At 63.7% G+C, this 17564-nt stretch carries 18 protein-coding genes and 1 tRNA gene; 13 read left to right on the forward strand and 6 right to left on the reverse strand.

Translation table 11 applies throughout. From position 1 onward, the window contains the following. Positions 1–275 precede the first annotated feature (275 nt). Both BcanWU425_RS21025 and BcanWU425_RS21030 read left to right on the forward strand, forming a co-directional pair. A complete protein-coding gene (locus tag BcanWU425_RS21025) occupies positions 276–1067 on the forward strand; it encodes a Spy/CpxP family protein refolding chaperone (RefSeq protein ID WP_018457899.1) in 792 nt (263 codons plus the stop codon). A 111-nt stretch (positions 1068–1178) separates the two neighbouring features. Further along, the gene (locus tag BcanWU425_RS21030; RefSeq protein WP_026233459.1) at positions 1179–1556 is read left to right on the forward strand and encodes a response regulator; all 378 of its coding nucleotides are present in this window, start codon (positions 1179–1181) and stop codon (positions 1554–1556) included. 62 nt (positions 1557–1618) lie between these two features. Here BcanWU425_RS21030 and BcanWU425_RS21035 read toward each other — a convergent pair whose 3' ends face one another. From BcanWU425_RS21035 to glk, 3 genes are all read right to left on the reverse strand, one after another. Beyond that, positions 1619–1783: a hypothetical protein gene (locus BcanWU425_RS21035; protein WP_162847220.1), complete on the reverse strand. Its 165-nt coding sequence runs from the start codon at positions 1781–1783 to the stop codon at positions 1619–1621. Between the two features lie 142 nt (positions 1784–1925). Beyond that, positions 1926–2129 (reverse strand): hypothetical protein, encoded by a 204-nt coding sequence (locus BcanWU425_RS21040; protein ID WP_018457896.1) that lies wholly within the window; start codon positions 2127–2129, stop codon positions 1926–1928. 143 nt (positions 2130–2272) lie between these two features. Then, positions 2273–3244: a glucokinase gene (glk, locus tag BcanWU425_RS21045; RefSeq protein ID WP_204511248.1), complete on the reverse strand. Its 972-nt coding sequence runs from the start codon at positions 3242–3244 to the stop codon at positions 2273–2275. Between the two features lie 254 nt (positions 3245–3498). On the opposite strand from glk, the gene pncA reads away from it, so the two are divergent. The 8 genes from pncA (at position 3499) to BcanWU425_RS21085 (ending at position 12677) form a co-directional block, all read left to right on the forward strand. After that, positions 3499–4137, forward strand: coding sequence for a bifunctional nicotinamidase/pyrazinamidase (gene pncA / locus BcanWU425_RS21050; protein ID WP_018457894.1), 639 nt, complete (start codon positions 3499–3501; stop codon positions 4135–4137). Positions 4138–4153: 16 nt separating this feature from the next. After that, entirely contained in the window at positions 4154–5269 is a 1116-nt protein-coding gene (locus tag BcanWU425_RS21055) for an alpha/beta fold hydrolase (RefSeq protein WP_204511247.1), read from the forward strand. Positions 5270–5415: 146 nt separating this feature from the next. After that, on the forward strand, positions 5416–7449 hold the full coding sequence (locus BcanWU425_RS21060) for an NAD(+) synthase (protein ID WP_204511246.1): 2034 nt from the start codon (positions 5416–5418) through the stop codon (positions 7447–7449). A 14-nt stretch (positions 7450–7463) separates the two neighbouring features. After that, positions 7464–7850 carry a GrlR family regulatory protein gene (locus tag BcanWU425_RS21065; protein WP_204511245.1) on the forward strand — a complete coding sequence of 129 codons (387 nt, stop codon included), beginning with the start codon at positions 7464–7466 and terminating at the stop codon, positions 7848–7850. Positions 7851–7942: 92 nt separating this feature from the next. Next, a complete protein-coding gene (locus BcanWU425_RS21070) occupies positions 7943–9196 on the forward strand; it encodes a DUF1236 domain-containing protein (RefSeq protein ID WP_204511244.1) in 1254 nt (417 codons plus the stop codon). Between the two features lie 696 nt (positions 9197–9892). Further along, the gene (ilvD, locus tag BcanWU425_RS21075; protein ID WP_204511243.1) at positions 9893–11743 is read left to right on the forward strand and encodes a dihydroxy-acid dehydratase; all 1851 of its coding nucleotides are present in this window, start codon (positions 9893–9895) and stop codon (positions 11741–11743) included. A gap of 238 nt (positions 11744–11981) precedes the next feature. Then, a complete protein-coding gene (locus tag BcanWU425_RS21080) occupies positions 11982–12305 on the forward strand; it encodes a hypothetical protein (protein WP_085385228.1) in 324 nt (107 codons plus the stop codon). A 282-nt stretch (positions 12306–12587) separates the two neighbouring features. Further along, positions 12588–12677, forward strand: a tRNA-Ser gene (locus BcanWU425_RS21085). Positions 12678–13417: 740 nt separating this feature from the next. Here BcanWU425_RS21085 and BcanWU425_RS21090 read toward each other — a convergent pair. Beyond that, positions 13418–13954, reverse strand: a complete 537-nt coding sequence (locus BcanWU425_RS21090; protein ID WP_085358631.1) for a hypothetical protein — start codon at positions 13952–13954, stop codon at positions 13418–13420. Between the two features lie 630 nt (positions 13955–14584). Here BcanWU425_RS21090 and BcanWU425_RS21095 point away from each other — a divergent pair. Then, a complete protein-coding gene (locus BcanWU425_RS21095; protein ID WP_204511202.1) occupies positions 14585–14920 on the forward strand; it encodes a hypothetical protein in 336 nt (111 codons plus the stop codon). A 206-nt stretch (positions 14921–15126) separates the two neighbouring features. Here BcanWU425_RS21095 and BcanWU425_RS21100 read toward each other — a convergent pair whose 3' ends face one another. Continuing rightward, positions 15127–15306: a hypothetical protein gene (locus BcanWU425_RS21100; protein ID WP_085385231.1), complete on the reverse strand. Its 180-nt coding sequence runs from the start codon at positions 15304–15306 to the stop codon at positions 15127–15129. Positions 15307–15823: 517 nt separating this feature from the next. Between BcanWU425_RS21100 and BcanWU425_RS21105 the strand changes: the two genes are divergently transcribed. Next, a complete protein-coding gene (locus BcanWU425_RS21105) occupies positions 15824–16567 on the forward strand; it encodes a DUF7168 domain-containing protein (protein WP_204511201.1) in 744 nt (247 codons plus the stop codon). 41 nt (positions 16568–16608) lie between these two features. Here BcanWU425_RS21105 and BcanWU425_RS37550 read toward each other — a convergent pair whose 3' ends face one another. Further along, a complete protein-coding gene (locus BcanWU425_RS37550; protein WP_204511200.1) occupies positions 16609–16815 on the reverse strand; it encodes a hypothetical protein in 207 nt (68 codons plus the stop codon). A 307-nt stretch (positions 16816–17122) separates the two neighbouring features. On the opposite strand from BcanWU425_RS37550, the gene BcanWU425_RS21110 reads away from it, so the two are divergent. Beyond that, positions 17123–17419 carry a hypothetical protein gene (locus tag BcanWU425_RS21110; protein WP_018457868.1) on the forward strand — a complete coding sequence of 99 codons (297 nt, stop codon included), beginning with the start codon at positions 17123–17125 and terminating at the stop codon, positions 17417–17419. Positions 17420–17564 lie beyond the last annotated feature (145 nt).

Below are 17564 nucleotides of genomic sequence, written 5' to 3' on the forward strand. Positions count from 1 at the left end.
CCGGGAACGCGGCAGCGCCCTCGACCTCATGCGCGGACCATGAACCACGGCCGGTTGTTTTGCGACGCACACTTGGCGCTGGCGCGCCCGACCGACATGTGCGCAATTACGCCGCAGTTTCCAAGGAGCCTGCATAAGCACCTCGCGGCAAACACTTTTCGGGCGTGGATAGCATTTGTCGGCGCCTAGACCTCGAAGCGGTGAAAACGATAGAGTTGCAGCTGGCGGGTGGTTCTCATCCCCAAGAGCCTAATCAGATCGAGATGGAGACCAGAATGATCAACCCGGCGCCGCCCGCGCGGCTTTACCTGCGACGATGGTTCGCGCTGGGGTCCGTTTTCGTGTTGCTGCTCGGCGCAGCCGCGGTGGCGAACGCTCAAGGCCTGGTCAAAGGGGTTCAGGAAGGAGCGGCGGCCGGGAACAAGGCGGCGGGTCCGGTCGGCGGTGTGCTCGGCGGCGCTATCGGCGGTGTGGTCGGTGTGTTCACCGGCGTGCTCGGCGTTGGCAATAATGGCAATCAGGCGCCTGCCGCCAGAGATCCGAGCAAGGATGCAAGCAAGGATGCGGCCAAGGACGCCAAGCAGGGCGCCGGCAAGGACAAAGATGCCAAGAGCGCCAAGGCGGGCAAGGGCGCCAAGGCGAGCAAGGAGGCGAAGAACGCGCCGCAGGACAAGGATGTCACGGTCCTCACCCAGACCGGCGCGCCGCAATTGACCGCCGACCAGATCGTCACCAACAGCGACTCCTATATCGAGCGGATCAAGACCGAGCTGAACCTCACGCCCGAGCAGGAGAAGCACTGGTACGGTTTCTCGAGCGCCATGCACTACCTCGGGCATAACGGTGCCGAGCGGCTCAACCTGCGGGTTGCGCGCGCCAAGCGGGATCCTCCCGACGACATCGTCGAGCAGATGCGCAACGAGGCCCAATTCCTGATCGACCGCGCTGCCGACCAGCGCAATGTCGCCGACGCCGCCGAGCCCCTCTATTCGAGCCTCGATGACAAACAAAAGCAGGTGTTCGTGCAGGAGATGGTGCGGCTCAGCCACGAACGAGGACTGGATTGATCAAGTGGAATCGGATCGGGCGCGTCGAATTAACGGACCCCGCCACGAATTCGTGAATGCTCTTCGCAATTCGGTTATGATTAGCTTGGGAAGCTGATGGGCGGGGTTGATATGGCGGACGGACTCTCCGTTTTCCTGGTCGAAGACGAGACGTTGATCCGGATGATGATGACGGACATGGTGGAGGAACTCGGCCACCACGTCATCGCGGAAGCGGATAATGTTCGGGACGCCAGCGCTTTCGCCATGACCGCGCAGTACGATCTTGCGATCCTCGACATCAATCTCAAGGGCCTCTACGTCGATCCGGTCGCCGATCTGATCGAGCGTCGCGGGAAGCCGTTTTTGTTCGCCACGGGCTACGGTCCGGAGCTGCTGCCGTCCTTGCTCAGGCGCCGGCCGATCCTGCGCAAGCCGATTTCGATCGATCAGCTCAAGGCGATGATCGATTCGATGTTTCCGGAAGCGGCAGCGAAGACGCCGAACTGAGACCAAAATGAAAATGGCCGCCCATCAGGGGCGGCCATTTCGCGACGGAATTCGTCGCGGCTTCACATCAGGCCGGCGCCGAGATCGATGCCGCGCGCCATCAGGCCGAACGAGGCGACCAGGCCCGTGCAGCAAAACAGCAAGATGGTCTTGAACGAAGAAAACGAAGAATCAGCCAAACGCGTTTCGCTGGTGGCCGGCATCGCGGCGATCGAAATCATGCTCATGTTCATTCCCCCCTTTGTTGCCCCTGAATTGGATCAGGTCGGGAACTCCTAGAGCAAAAAGTTTGACGCGAGCTTTCGAGGGATCGTTAACGAAATCGCAATCGATACCGCATTTTCGGGCACTGAAGTGCGATCACGCGTTTCAGTGGCGCCCGTTCTTCAGCACCGTGGCGATGGTGTGGGCCGTCATGGCGGCGCGGTCCGAAGCGCGCTGGGCTGCGAGGCGGTCACGCGCCTTTTCCTCGATCAAGAGCTCGATCAGGGCCAGCCGCTTGCCCTCGTCGTCCGCCTCGAGCAGCAGGCGGTGATAGCGGTGATAGTCGAAACCCAGATCCTGCTTACGCATGTCACGCCCCCGCAACTACGCCACACACAAGCTAGGATTGTTTCTCATCCGGGACGTGCGCGCAAGCACGATCCCGCGTCGCGCGCGCGTGCCGCGCAATCAGCTGTGCATGACTGGAACCCGCGGACGGAGGCGCGCGCCGTTTAAGGCTGGTTGTGCTCCGCGAACATCGTCAGGCCGAGGAAACTCGCATCAGGTTTCGTGACCAGTCTGGTCGGGATGTCGCGCAGATAGTCCTGGAAGCGTCCCTTGGCTTCGAAGCGCGCCCGGAATGCGGAGGCTGCAAGGAAGTCGGGAAAGCGCGGCACGATTCCGCCGGCGATATAAACGCCGCCGCGTGCGCCGAAGGTCACCGCGAGATTGCCCGCGACCGAGCCGAGGATGGCGCAAAACATCTCCAGCGTCTTGCGGCTGAGCTCGCAACTGCCTTCCAGGGCGGCCTTCGTGATGGCAGCAGCATCGCGATGCGGCACCTGAGCGCCTTCCACCTCGGCCAGCGCCTCGTACAGGCTTTGCAGGCCGGAACCGGACAACGCGCCGCGCTCGATGGAGACATGGCCGAGGCGTCGGCGCAAGCACGCGATCACGCGTTCCTCGCGCTCGTCCTCCGCCGGCAGGGTCGCGTGGCCCGCCTCGGTGACGACGGCCAGCCGTGAGCCGTGGCGCTCGACCAGGCAGGACACGCCAAAGCCGGTTCCGGGTCCGACCACCAGCAACGGCTCTCCGGGAAGGCCATCCTGTCCGCCGAGCGGGATCAGGTCGGCGGGCTGCAGGGCGGGCAGGGACCAGGCCACCACCTCGAAATCGTTAAGAACATGGACGCTGTCGAAGCCGAGGGCCGGCTGAAGCTCGTTGCCGTCGATGACCCATGGGCTGTTGGTCATGACGCAGCGGTTGTTGGTCACCGGTCCTGCGACGGCCAGCACGGCCCTTGGGGGCGGTTGGCCGTGGCAGCGACGCGCGAGAACATCGGCAATGGCTTCCCGGACGGTCGGGAAGTCTGCCACTTTGACGTAGTCGATCGGTCCGGTCTGATCGCCCTGACTGAGCGCGAAGCGCGCATTGGTGCCGCCGATATCGGCGAGAAGAATCTGTCCTGTCTTGCCGATGGTCATGTGCGTATGGCTGCCGCAGCCTTTCCGGCTGCGGGAACCGCTTCCTCCGCTCTATCCGATCGCAAGACGCGAACGGCTGTCAGAATCCGTCCCCGGGTGGATCTAGTCAACACGCATCAGCCCAAACCGTTGCATCCCGGGACCGACGGGGCGCATTCGCGCAGATCGCCGCACCTTCTCGTTGGTTGCGAAGCAGCCCGGGAAGATCGACACTGCAGACGTGCCTTCGGCGCCGCTCGCGCGGATGGCCTGGAATGGACCTTGCGATGAAGATTTCCGACCGCGACGTGCTGCTGGTCATCGACGTGCAGAACGATTTTTGCACGGGCGGGGCGCTCGCCGTGCCCGGCGGCGAGAAGGTCGTCCCCGCCATCAATCGGATCGCCCAAAAATTCGCCAATGTGGTGCTGACCCAGGACTGGCATCCCCGCGATCATGTCTCCTTTGCGCCGAACCATGCGGGCAAACAGCCGTTCCAGACCATCGTGCTCGACTACGGCGTCCAGGTGCTGTGGCCGAGCCATTGCGTGCAGGGCACCGCAGGCGCCGAATTTCATCGCGATCTCGACGTCACCCGCGCAAATCTGGTGGTGCGGAAGGGATTTCGGCGCGGCATCGATTCCTATTCGGCGCTGTTCGAGAACGACAGGACAACGCCGACCGGCCTGCTCGGATATTTGCGCGAACGCGAGTTGAACACCGTCTTCGTCGCCGGCCTCGCGTTCGACTTCTGCGTTCGCTTCTCGGCGGACGATGCCCGCAAGGCCGGGTTCGAGGTCGCCGTCATCGAGGACGCCTGCCGCGGCATCGATCTCGACGGCTCGGTGGCCGCGACCCATCAGAGTTTTCGCGAGCGCGGTATTTCGCTCGTCAGCTTCGAGGCCTTCCTGTGAGGACCGTGGGATAGCCATGGCGGAGAAGACCGGCAAACAGCTGCGCGCACCGGAGCCGGTCCCGGATGACCCGCTGCTGTGGCCGTTCGCTGCGGCGCGGATTGCCATGGACGCCTGCTTTGGATGGCTCGAGCGCGGCCCGTCGGAGCTGGCCGACAGCAGCCTGCCTTGGACCACGCCCAACTCCGTCGCGCTGGAGCTTGCGACCATGCGCCTGGGTAATTGCGCGCGGACGGGGGCCGGCCAGCCGGCACTGGTCTGCGCGCCCTATGCGCTGCACCGGGCCCTGATCGCCGACTTCGCGCCCGGCCACAGCGTTGTGCAGTCCCTGCAAAATGGCGGCATCGACCGGGTCTATCTCACCGACTGGCGCTCGGCCGCACCCGACATGCGCTATCTCTCGATCGACAGCTATCTCGGTGATCTCAACGTCGCCATCGACGAAATCGGCGCGCCGGTCGATCTCGTCGGCCTGTGCCAGGGTGGCTGGCTCTCGCTGCTCTATGCGGCGCGCTTTCCCGCCAAGGTGCGGCGGCTGGTACTGGCTGGCGCGCCCGTCGACCTCTCCATTGACTCCAGGCTGTCGCAGCTCGCCCGCAACGCGCCGGAGATGGTCTACGACCAGCTCGTCGCCCGCGGCGGCGGCAATGTCAGCGGCGAAGAGATGCTGCGGGTCTGGTCGAAGGCACCGAGCCGCGACGACATCGCGACGGCGCTGCAGAGCGACCTCTCCGGCGAGGACGGTGCGGCGCTGCTGGCGCGCTTCGAGCGCTGGAATGCCGAGCCCCTCAATCTGCCCGGCACCTATTATCTCGAGATCGTCAACTGGATTTTCCGGGAGAACCGGATCGCGCGCGGCCAGTTCACGGCACTCGGCCGCGGGATTGATCTGAAGGACGTGAAGGCGCCGGTCTTCCTTTTGGCCGGACTCGATGACGACGTCGTGCCGGCTGCGCAGGCGCTCGCCACCGCCGGCTTGCTCGGCACACCGCCGGCCTTCATTGCGGCGGCCTCCCAGCCCAGCAACCATCTTGGCCTGTTCATGGGCGCGCGGACCCACGCCCATGCCTGGCCCCGGATCGCCGAGTGGCTGCGCGACGATCTGCCCGGCATGCTGGCGCGCAGAGCCTGAGACTGCCTCAAGGGCACGGCCGGGCAGCGAAGCTGCAAATCCGTTATGCATGCCGTTGAATGACCTGCACGGGGCCATGTCGATGGGTTAAATGGAGTCCAGAGCTGGCGGAGGCCGGTCGCGACGAGACAAAGGGACTTTGCTCGATGAGTTTCCACTCGATCTATGCCCACGGATTTGCGCGCGTGGCGGCCTGCGTCACCACCTCTCATGTGGCTGATCCGACGGCCAACGCAGCTGCGGTTCTGGCGGCGGCGAAGGACTGCCACGCGCAGTCGGTGGCAGTTGCCGTGTTTCCCGAGCTCGGCCTGTCCGGCTATGCAATCGAAGATCTCGTGAAGCAGGATCCGCTGCTCGATGCGGTCGAGCGCGGGCTTGTGGCCGTCGTCGAGGCATCCTCGTCCCTGATGACCGTCCTGATCGTTGGCGCGCCGCTGCGCTTTGGCAATCGGATCTACAATTGCGCGGTCGTCATCCATCGCGGCAAGATCCTCGGCGTGGTGCCCAAGAGCTACCTGCCGACCTATCGCGAATTCTACGAGGGGCGGCATTTCGCCTCCGGCGCCGGCATCGTCGGAGAGATGGTCGCCTTTGGCGGGCTGCATGCCCCGTTCGGCGTCGACCTCCTGTTCGCAGCCGAGGACGTTCCGGGCCTGACCATCGGCGTCGAGATCTGCGAGGACATGTGGATCCCGGTGACGCCGGCCTCCGAGCTCGCGCTCGCGGGTGCGAGCGTGCTGATCAATCTCTCGGGCAGCCCGATCACGATCGGCCGCGCCCGCTCGCGCGCGCTCTTGTGCCAATCGACTTCAGCCCGCTGCCTCGCGGCTTACGTCTATTCCGCCGCAGGGGCAGGGGAATCGACCACGGATTTGGCCTGGGACGGCCAGACCTCGATCTACGAGAACGGCGTGCTGCTGGCCGAGGGCGAGCGGTTCCGGCAGGGCGGCCAGATCACGCTGGCCGACGTCGATCTCGACCTGCTCAGGCAGGAACGCGCGCTGATGGGTACGTTCGATGACAATCGCCGGCAGCGCGAAGCCTTCTTCCGAAAAGTCGGCTTCGCCTTGAAGCCCCCGGCCGCCGATATCGGCTTCCTGCGCAAGGTCGAGCGCTTTCCGTTCGTGCCGAGCGACGAGAGCCTGCTCGAGCAGGACTGCTATGAGGCCTACAACATTCAGGTCGCGGGCCTTGTCCAGCGCATGCGTGCGACCGGTACCAAGCGCGTCGTTATCGGCGTCTCTGGCGGACTCGATTCTACCCACGCCTTGATCGTCGCCGCCAAGGCCGTCGACCTTCTTGGCCTGCCGCGAGAGAACATTCTCGCCTACACCATGCCGGGCTTTGCCACCGGCAGCGACAGCAAGACCAATGCGCTGGGGCTAATGACGGCGCTGCAGACGAGTTGGCAGGAACTCGACATTCGCACCACGGCGACGCAGATGCTGAAGGACATCGGCCATCCCTTCGGCAAGGGCGAGAAGGTCTACGACGTCACATTCGAGAACGTGCAGGCGGGCCTGCGCACGGACTATCTGTTCCGGCTCGCCAACCATCATGGTGGCCTCGTGATCGGCACCGGCGATCTTTCCGAGCTCGCACTGGGCTGGTGCACCTACGGCGTCGGCGATCAGATGGCGCACTATAACGTCAATGCCGGAGTTCCGAAGACGCTGATCCAGCATCTGATCCGCTGGGTGATTGCTTCCAAGCAGTTCAGCGACGACGTCAACCAAACGCTTGGATCGATCCTGTCGGCCGAAATCTCGCCGGAGCTGGTTCCGGCTGAGCCGGGCGAGAAGCCGCAGAGCACGGAAGCTTCGGTCGGCCCCTACGAGCTCCAGGATTTCAACCTGTTCTACACGCTGCGGTTCGGCATGCGGCCGTCCAAGATCGCCTTTATGGCGCTGCAGGCCTGGAAAGACGTTGCCCAGGGCGAGTGGCCGCCGGCATTTCCGACCGACAAGCGCAAGGCCTACGATCTCAAGGAAATACGCCGCTGGCTGGAGGTGTTCTTGCGCCGCTTCTTCGCTTTCAGCCAGTTCAAGCGCTCGGCGATGCCGAACGGACCCAAGGTTTCGGCCGGCGGCTCGTTGTCGCCGCGCGGCGACTGGCGTGCGCCGTCGGATTCGAGCGCTGCGGCGTGGCTTGAAGATCTCGAGCGGAATGTGCCGGTTTGAACGGGAGATGAGCGATGTCGGCCGGCGATGGGCCCGAGCAGGGCGGCAACCCACAGAAGGTCCTCAACGGCCTCTACATCTTTGAGATCGAGATGCGCGACGGCAAGCGCGGCCAGGCCAAAGGCGTCGTCGTGCTCTGCGATGGCCGCATCATGGGCGGCGACAGCTATTTCTACTACACCGGCAGCTACACCTTCCGGAACGGGAAATGGCGCGGCGACATGACCGTCAATCAGCACACCGAGGCCGTCGGCAAGCCGCTCGCGTTCGGCGGCAGGGAAGTGACCTGCGGCTTTTCCGGCGACTATTCCGCCGACGGCGCCGAAGTCGAAGGCATGGCGCTGGTTGGCAAGACCAGCGTGACATTCACGGCGCGGCTCACGCTGAAGGACCCGATGTGAGACCCGCGTGATCAGCCCTCGTTCCTGATCAGGAACCTTCGCACCCACAGAACGTTCGCGTCTGTCGTTGCGAATTTTCCAGGAGAGGGACCATGCGCAAGCACTTGATGTTATCGACCGCGGCTATCGGACTGATGCTTGCTTCCGGCTTCGCCTACGCCCAGGCGCCCGGTGAGCGAAGGGACGAGCCGAGACGGACCGAGGAGCCGGCGAAAGGTGCCGGGCCGCAACGCGGCGGCGCCCAAGAACGGGTTCAAGAGCGCGCGCAGGGCGCCCAGGAGCGATTGCAGGGTGCGGGCCGCGAGGAGAAGGGCGGCGCTGCCAAGCAGGACGCGAGTGACGACAAGCGCCAGCCGGCCAGTTCTGCCGAGCGCAGCCAGCCGAAGTCGAAGGATCAGGCCCAGGAATCTCGTGAGCCTTCGCGCGATCGCAACCGTGAGGCGGAGAGCCCGAAACCGGGACGCGACGGCAAGAACAGCGCCGAGACGAAGCAGGACAAGTCCGCGCCGCAGAAATCAACGGCCGAGTCCGAGAAGTCCAAGTCCGGCACGTCTGGCCAGCAGAACGAGCGCACGGGAGCTGCGGCCAACCAGAACGAGCGCAACCAGACCCAGCCGCCGCGCAACGCGGCCGAGCAGCAGCAGCCGGCGCAACAGAACAACCGACCGGCCACAGCGACCGACACGAACCGGACGGCCCCGACCAACAATGCGCAGACCGCGCCTGCCACTTCAGGCACGCAGACCAATCAAGCCAATCAGACGCCCCAGACCAACACGCAGGCCAATCAGCAGACCCAGGTGACGTCCGAGAAGCAGGTGCGGATCTCCGAAACGGTGAGCCGCGCACGCCTGGCGGAGCCGGAGCGTAATCTGAACATCTCGATCCGGGTCGGTGAAACCATTCCCTCGCGCGTGCGCCTCCACAGGCTTCCGCCCGAGATCGTCGCGATCGAGCCCGAGTATCGGGACTACGAATATTTTTCGACGGGCGACGACGTCGTCATTGTGGAGCCGCGGACGCATCGCATCGTCAGCCAGGTGCCCCGCGATCCCTCACGAGCCCGCGCCCAGATGAGCGGCGGCACCTCATCGAGCATGGCGGCCGCCGGGGGCAGCAATGTGAACTGCCAGATCATGCGGCGTGACGCCTCGGGTAATGTGGCCCAGGCAGAACCCTCGACCGTGGGCTCGACCGCGCGAACGGACTCCCTGAGCGTGACTGTCCAGATGCCCGGCGGCGGCTCATCCGCGCCGATCGCCCTCGGCGCTCCCGCGGGCAACATCGTGGTCGCGACGCAAGGGCAGGGCGACTGCACGGTGACGATCGAGCCGCAGACACGCTAGCGCCGTGTCGGCATAACGACGCCAAAACGACTTCGCGCCGCACGGCTGATCAAACCGGCGGCGCGAAATCACGTTCAAACTAGAAAGTCCCGAGGTCCGGAGTGCCTAGGAGTCCGGACCTCGTAACCTTGCCCCAGCCTTTGATCCCCCCGCCCCATGTGGTCCCCCAACCCCGTGGTGCGCGATCAGAGGGTGATGCCCTTGGAAGGCCGCCGATCGATGTACCGCGATGTACGCGACATCGGAATAGGATTCCATTCCGGATCACTACGGATTTCATCGCGCTTGAATTTTCGCGGCGCATGCGCCTGCACGCGCGGTTGCCTGAAACCAATGCAAGCGCGCGAGCGCATGTGGCCCTCATCATGCCGGCACCGGCGACCACCATCGTCGTGACCACGCTGCCGGTCTCCGTGATCGCCGACCGGCTCGATCCCGAACTGCAATAATTCCGTCATGGCCGGGCTTGTCCCGGCCATCCACGACCTTTCCGCATCAAGAACGTGGATGCCCGGGACAAGCCCGGGCATGACGGCGCAGATCCGCCGGTGCCCACGCGCCGGGAGCAGGGGAGCCCTGTCCGGCCCAAGTTCCCGTTGCGCGCGTTCCCCCCGTGCGCTATCCGGCCGGAAAGGCCTGAGGCGGCTTCGAAATTTTGCCGCGCCCGGCCAGCCAAACCCGAGGACGGAAACCGCCATGCCAGCCTATCGCTCCCGCACCACCACCCACGGCCGCAACATGGCGGGCGCCCGCGGCCTCTGGCGCGCGACCGGCATGAAGGACGGCGATTTCGGCAAGCCGATCATCGCGGTGGTCAATTCCTTCACCCAGTTCGTGCCCGGCCACGTCCATCTCAAGGACCTCGGCCAGCTCGTCGCCCGCGAGATCGAGCAGGCCGGCGGCGTGGCGAAGGAGTTCAACACCATCGCGGTCGACGACGGCATCGCCATGGGCCATGACGGCATGCTCTACAGCCTGCCGTCGCGCGAGCTGATCGCCGACAGCGTCGAGTACATGGTCAATGCCCATTGCGCCGACGGCATGGTCTGCATTTCGAACTGCGACAAGATCACCCCCGGCATGCTGATGGCGGCGCTGCGGCTCAACATCCCCGCCGTGTTCGTCTCGGGCGGACCGATGGAGGCCGGCAAGGTCACGCTGCAGGGCAAGACCAAGGCGGTCGACCTGATCGATGCCATGGTCGCAGCCGCCGACTCCAAGGTCAGCGACGAGGACGTCAAGGTGATCGAGCGCTCGGCGTGCCCGACCTGCGGCTCGTGCTCGGGCATGTTCACGGCCAATTCGATGAACTGCCTCACTGAAGCCCTTGGCCTTGCGCTCCCCGGCAACGGCACGGTGGTCGCAACCCACGCCGATCGCAAACGCTTGTTCGTCGAGGCCGGCCACACCATCGTCGATATCGTGCGCCGCCACTACGAGCAGGACGACGCTAGCGTGCTGCCGCGCAATGTCGCGAACTTCAAGGCGTTCGAGAACGCGATGACGCTCGACATCGCGATGGGCGGTTCGACCAACACGGTGCTGCATCTGCTCGCCGCCGCCCATGAAGGCGAGGTCAAGTTCACCATGCAGGATATCGACCGGCTGTCGCGCCGCGTGCCTGTCCTTTGCAAGGTCGCGCCGTCGGTTGCCGACGTGCATGTCGAGGACGTGCATCGTGCCGGCGGCATCATGGGCATCCTGGGCGAGCTCGACCGCGCCGGCCTGATCGACACGTCGGTCTCGACCGTGCACGCGCCGACCATGAGCGACGCGCTGGAGCGCTGGGACATCAAGCGCTCCAGGAGCGAGTCTGTCCGCACCTTCTTCCGGGCGTCGCCCGGCGGCATCCCGACCCAGGTCGCCTTCAGCCAGGAGCGCCGCTACGACGAGCTCGATACCGACCGCGAGAAGGGCGTGGTCCGCAACCTCGAGCACGCCTTCAGCAAGGACGGCGGCCTCGCCGTGCTCTACGGCAATCTCGCGCAGGACGGCTGCATTGTGAAGACCGCCGGCGTCGACGCCTCGATCCTGAAATTCTCCGGCCCCGCCCGCGTATTCGAAAGCCAGGACGCCGCCGTGGAAGGCATTCTGGGCGGCAAGGTCGTTGCCGGCGAGGTCGTGGTGATCATCTATGAAGGCCCGCGCGGCGGTCCCGGCATGCAGGAGATGCTGTATCCGACCAGCTATCTGAAATCGATGGGCCTCGGCAAAGCCTGCGCGCTCGTCACCGACGGACGCTTCTCGGGCGGCTCGTCGGGCCTGTCGATCGGCCATCTGTCGCCGGAAGCGGCCGAAGGCGGCAACATCGGTCTGGTCAGGACCGGCGATCGCATCGCCATCGACATCCCGAACCGCAGCATCACGCTGGAGGTCTTCGACGAGGAGCTCGCCAGGCGCCGCGCCGTGGAAGAGGCGAAGGGCGATGCCGCATGGCAGGCGATCGGCCGCAAGCGCAACGTCTCGACCGCGCTTCAGGCCTACGCCGCGCTCACCACCAGCGCCGCGCGCGGCGCGGTGCGCGAGGTGAAGCGGCGCTCGAAGTAAGTGCGTCACGTGCGGGTGTGATCGCAAGCATCACGCATCGCGCATGGTCAACAAGTTCTGAACGGCCGGCGCAAGCCGGCCGTTTGCATTAAGGATGCCCCGATGAACTTCGGCAGCTCAGAATTTTGCGGCGTATACTGCCATCGATCTTCGCAAATCCGTTTCGGGCAATTGGGGCACCACAATAATGTCTCGCACTCTCGCTGTCGTTTTCTCAACAGTCGTCGCTGCGATTTCAATGACCGGCGCGGCTTCCGCCGGCTGCTACAATTGCTACACGCCGCCGCCGTGCACGACCTGCTACCAGCAGCAATACGTGCAGCCGCAATACCGCACCGTCGACGAGACCGTGATGGTGTCGCCCGGCTCCGTCGTGGCGCACCGCGCACCGGCGCAGTACCGCACCGTGATGGTGCCGCAGACCGTGATGGTGGCGCCGCCGAGCGTCCAGTACGAGCGCATCCCGCCGCAATACGCCACGCGCCAGCGCGTCGAGATGGTCCAGCCGGGCTATTCCTATTACGCCCCGGTGCAGATGAACTGTGCCTCCTGCGGGTACTGAGCCAAGCTAGCTTACGAAGAATTCAAGCGGCGCTCCCAACGGGAGCGCCGCTTTTCTTTGCAGCCAGCAAACGAGGCCCGGAAACGGAGGCGACTCCAAACCGGGCCTCGCAACCGGCGACGCCCTGGGAGATGTCGCCAGTGTCCGGGATCGCCGAGAGGGCATAGGGTAAGGGAACAGGCTGACGCTCGCCTGACAGATCCGATGCCGGGGAAGGGGCGGGCGCCAACTTCGCGTTGCCATGCGCCGTCGACTGCGTTAAGCGACAGCAATTCCGAACTTGGAAGGGTGGCCGAGTGGTTTAAGGCACCGGTCTTGAAAACCGGCGTGCCCGCAAGGGTACCGTGGGTTCGAATCCCACCCCTTCCGCCAAAACACCAGCAAAATCAGCTACTTAGACTTGTAGATTGGCTCCAGCGCACAATCGAACGTACAATCAGCGCGCGCTATCGCGAGCCCGACATTGAGTCAATCTGCCGCACGTTGGCGGCCCAGACTGACGATCCGGTAGAGCGCGCGGCGCTGCTGGAGATCGCCGGCAACTACAGGAAAGCCCCGCCATGTTGAGGCGGCGCGAAGGGCCGCCAGGTGAGGCAACAGGGGTCCTCTGAAGGGCCGAGAACCTACGGCGAATTGACTATCTATTCTTGCGGAACCGGCGCCTAGTAATTCGATCACCGGCCCATCACGGCATATATCGGTGACTGAGAGCCACGTGCTCCCGCCAAATACGCGGAGCCATCTATGGTCAAGCTCATCCCTTCTCTCACTGAACGCCTAACTCAAATGGCGAGCGCCGCTCGAACCCGGGCCGAAGCAACGCCTCCGGGGCCAAAGCGGGAAGCTCTTTTGAAGGCCGCGCAGCTCAGTGAGAACGCGCTGCATATTCAGCAATGGCTGAGCTCCACGAGCTTGCGAAAGCCAACGTAACGATGGGTTCGCAAAGGCCCGCCAGCGTGAACCGGCGCATACGGCCGCCAACTAAGGCAACGTACTTCTACGTGTTCCGCTTATAAATACACGCGCAAGGAACAAACGAAGATTTATTATTAGCGCAATCTGTTCTCGCCCGGAGAACAACGGGCCCGCCGTGAACCGGCGGGCCTGGAGGCTCAGGCTTCGCCCTTCGTCGGGGCAGCCATTGCGGCCAGATCCATCGCGACGGAAACTGAAATCACCGGATCGACATGGCGTAGGTGCGGCTGCCTGACGTCCTCAAAGACATAGATCATGCAAGCTTTGAGGCACAATTCGGCAAGGTCGCGGACCTTGACGTTCGCCAAGGCAAGTTGTGCGGCCTTGAAGGCGTCGCGCGCCTTCTGATGCGCATCGAAGACCGCATCATAGTTGATCTCGTCCATGTGCTTATCGTAGCGCCGGCAATACTTCTTGTGAGCGCGGTGGGCGCCCGGCTGCGGATTGGCTTTTTGCCATTCGCCGCAAGCCTTCCATACCCTTTGGAAGTCCGCAGCCGTCAGCTTCAAGGCCTCGTTCGCTTCATCGAGCTTGTAATAGGCCTCGCGCATTGCGTCGCCGCATTGGGAGCCATCGAAGGCAAGCTTTGGCACGCTGGCTGGAAGCGGCGAGGCCAGCGCTTCTAGAGGCATGCTGGCTACGGAGGCTGCTGCTGCGCCGACGAATACGTTCATGATTGATCGCCCGCATGGGGCGAGATCAGCACAACACCGACGAACTCCCGGCAATGGAGCGACTGTGCCGCGACCTGGTGGAGGAGAGCAGGGTGCGAGGCGAGGCCGGCGCGCTGCTTAAGATGGCCGAAAACTTCGGCCGTGAGGTTGCGAGACTAACCGTGGATAGGACCGTAGATTGTTCTCGGCGCAGGTGGAAAAGACGAGCGATTCAGCGAGGTTGACCGGCACCCCTTCCGCCACCTCCTAGTCCAATAGTGCCCTAATCCGTCTTTCTGTGTCGAAGAAGCGCTTGATCTAAAACGGTTGGGTTCGTTGCTTGGGCTTGGTGGCAGCGCGGGCTCCAGCAGCGTGCCCACGTGGTCTGGTGCCGCTCTCGGCGCCGGAGCGGGCGGCCTCTCCATTCCCATGTTCGCAAGCGGCACCAGTTCGGCCCCGAGTGGACTCGCCATGGTGGGCGAGAAAGGTCCCGAGCTGGTCAACCTTCCGCGCGGCGCGCAGGTTTTCAAGCCGGTCAAGCGCGGAGAATGCTGGAGGATCAGAGCGGCCCTGCTGTGGTCATGCAGGACGGTGTGCTGGGAGTAGCTGCCGAACTTGTGGACTGGCCGCTCCGCCGCTACGATTTGCGGCATGGGACAGACCAAAAAGCTGATCGATTGCCACGACTGTGACCACCCGGTTTCACCGAGTGCGTCGGCCTGTCCAAATTGCGGCTCGAAGGTGCCGTTCGGTCCTCCCGTTCTTCACCGCAAAAGGCCCCCGATCTATAACATCGAGGCGCGCAACGACCGCAATATGGTCGTCTTTGCCGTGACGCTGGGAGGCTTAGGCGCAGCTTACGGATTTGCGAAAAGCGCAGGGCCGCTTAGCGCTGCGCTGCTGGTCACATCGTACGGCATGCTGGGTGTGTTGGTGGGCGTCCCGCTTGCGGCGTTGTTCAACGTCACGCGCCGGCTGTGGCGGTAGCGACTCCGGAATCTGGGAAGTCTACGTACCAGCCCAGCGTCGCTCGATTTCCCGTGCAAGAGCTTCCGCGCGCAGCCTCGCTGGCAATCCGACAAAACGCGCGCCGGCTAGCCTATCTGCTTGAACCTCTTGGCGAATGAACTCGTGCATCCGCAGAATGAAGTGGTCAGAGAGGCCTTCGAATTCGCTCATGCCAGCCAATCGCGTCAGTCAAAGATATAGGCAACCAGAAAGGTGGATGGCTGCCAAGCGATGAACCCAATCGCCTCCAGCGAAACAGCTGTGGCCAGGAGGGCTACAGCGCTGAAGGTGAGGGGAATGACGAGATCAAAAAAGTTGTGGGGCTCGTCTGCATCTGCAGTTTGAAATGCGGTTCTATTGGACATTCGAATATTCCTCTATTCGAGGTCATATCGAGTTCGACGCTCTCAGCCAAACGTTCGCTGGGGTTAACCTGACCGCTAAACCTTAACAGCGGGTCCAGTCCCTATGTGTCGCGGCACAAAACCGATCGACGGCCTTGATCAGTGCGTCCTTCAATCCACCACTCTGCTGCGGCTAACCTCAACAAGCGCAGGGATCAAAGCCGGCTGGCTGCAAGCTCGAAATACTGTGAACACGACGACGCCGCCAAAGCCAAGGCGCTCACGCAACCCCGTTCGGCTTGTGGTGGTCTGCTCCCGACAGTGATTTGTCAGTTGCGGTGGAAATCGAGCGAGAGCGCGATTGTAGTGAAGCCTCGTCTCTGCATTCTATGGTCAGTGCCGCGAGGTCGTGCACCGCACGTAGAAGGAGTGAGGTCCGTTCGAAAAAAGTCGAAGATCAATACAGTTGACAAGAGACCCCTTCCGCCGGTCTATCCGACCGGGTTCTATCCGTCGGGTTTACCCGGACAGGTGATCGGTGAATCAGACATCCAATCCAGCTGCACTCGACAAGCTGAAGCTCCGCATTCAGGCGTTGCGTTCCAAGACCATCGCCAATGGCTGCACCGAGGACGAGGCGCTGTCTGCGGCCGCCAAGGTCGCCGAACTGCTGGATCGCCACGATTTGTCGCTGTCCGACGTCGAACTGCGGGCGTCGCCGTGCGAGCGGAAGGTCTACGAGACTTTTCGCAAGAAGCGAATTCCCCTGGACGACTGCATCGGGGCGATCGCTCGTTTCTGCGATTGTCGGGTCTGGCGCGAGAAGAACACGGCCGGCGAGAGCAGCTATGTGTTCTTCGGCCTCGGCGCGGACATCGAGGTCGCGCATTATCTGGCCGAATTGATCGACGGCGCCGTCCGCGCCGAGCTCGGCCGCTTCAAGACCTCGGTCGACTACAGCAGGTTCCGGCACCAGGAGCGGCATCTGGCCAATGCCTCCTTCGCGCTCGGGATGGTGGGGTCCATCGCGGACAGGCTGGTGGCGATCAAGGCCAGTCGCGATCACATCAACGAAAGCACCGGCCGCGGGCTGGTGGTTCTCAAGACGTCGGTGGTCGATGCGGAGTTCGACAAGCTCGACCTGAAGATGCGGACCCAGCGCAGCAGCAGCCGGATGGTGTCGATGACGGCCTATGAAGCCGGCGGCGCCGCCGGCGCGTCGCTGGCCATCAATCCCGGGCTTGCAGGGTCGCAGTCAAGGACCGCTCCCAAAGGGAGCTGAGCGCGTCGGGGGAGGGCGTGCAGCGTCACCGTCATTGCAGTTCAGTCGATCGACTTCTCGAGCTTCTGGGCTGCCCGGAAGTCGTCCATGTGCTGCAGGTTGGGCCCATGCGCAGCCTCCTTGGTCAGCAGGTGGTAGATCCGGGCCACGACGGTTTGCAGATGTTTCATTCGTCCGCGCGGCATCGCCCGGGCCTTGCAAAGGGCTCGGACCGCGTGCGCTCGGAAATAATCAAAAGCGTCTGACATCGCGGACTCAACGTCCCGCGAAACGATTGGTTCTTGGATTGGTCCTCGTTCGCGCGCCCCAAAGCGCCTCCAGGAACGCTGTCGAATGGGAGAACTTAGCTCGTCACGAAGCTATGGGATGGGCGAGGTATGTTCTTCTTTTTCTCGAACCGGCTGGGATGTCTCGGCTCGCTGCTGGTCTCCGGGTTGATCACTCTCGCGCTGCTTGTTCTGTTCGGGATCGTTCGGTTCTAACCGCCCGCGGGTTCAGGAACCTGGCCCTCGCTGACCCGTTGTTGGCACTCTCGTCCAGCCATGGAGGGCGCCCTTGGAAAGTACGATCATCGGAGAATTCGACACGCGCCGCGGCGCCGAGCTTGCGGTTGAGCATGTCGTGCAGGAATGCGGCGTGCCGCGAAGCGACGTCTTCGTCCAGCCCGTCGGTGGCGCGAACACGTCGGGGACACGCCCGGCCGGTCCTGACGCCAAGGCCGCGCCTGCGCCGGAGGGACACCAGAAGCTGGAAGGCCGGATCGAGGTCTCCGTGGATTTTCACGGCGATGCGCCTGAGAAGATCGCGGACGCCTTGAAAGGCGCAGGTGCGAAGACTGTCCGAACCAAGTAGCGACAATGGGCGACTGTGGCGCCGGAATCCGCGCACGCTGAACGGCCACTCTGGTTCTGAGTCGGGGAACCCCTTGCGCGTCAGTGCGTTTCAACGCGAACGCAGATTGCGAGGTCTCCCTGCTTCAGAGCTCATCGACCCTGAT

It is taken from the genome of Bradyrhizobium sp. WU425 (assembly GCF_021052305.1).
GTDB lineage: Bacteria > Pseudomonadota > Alphaproteobacteria > Rhizobiales > Xanthobacteraceae > Bradyrhizobium > Bradyrhizobium canariense_D.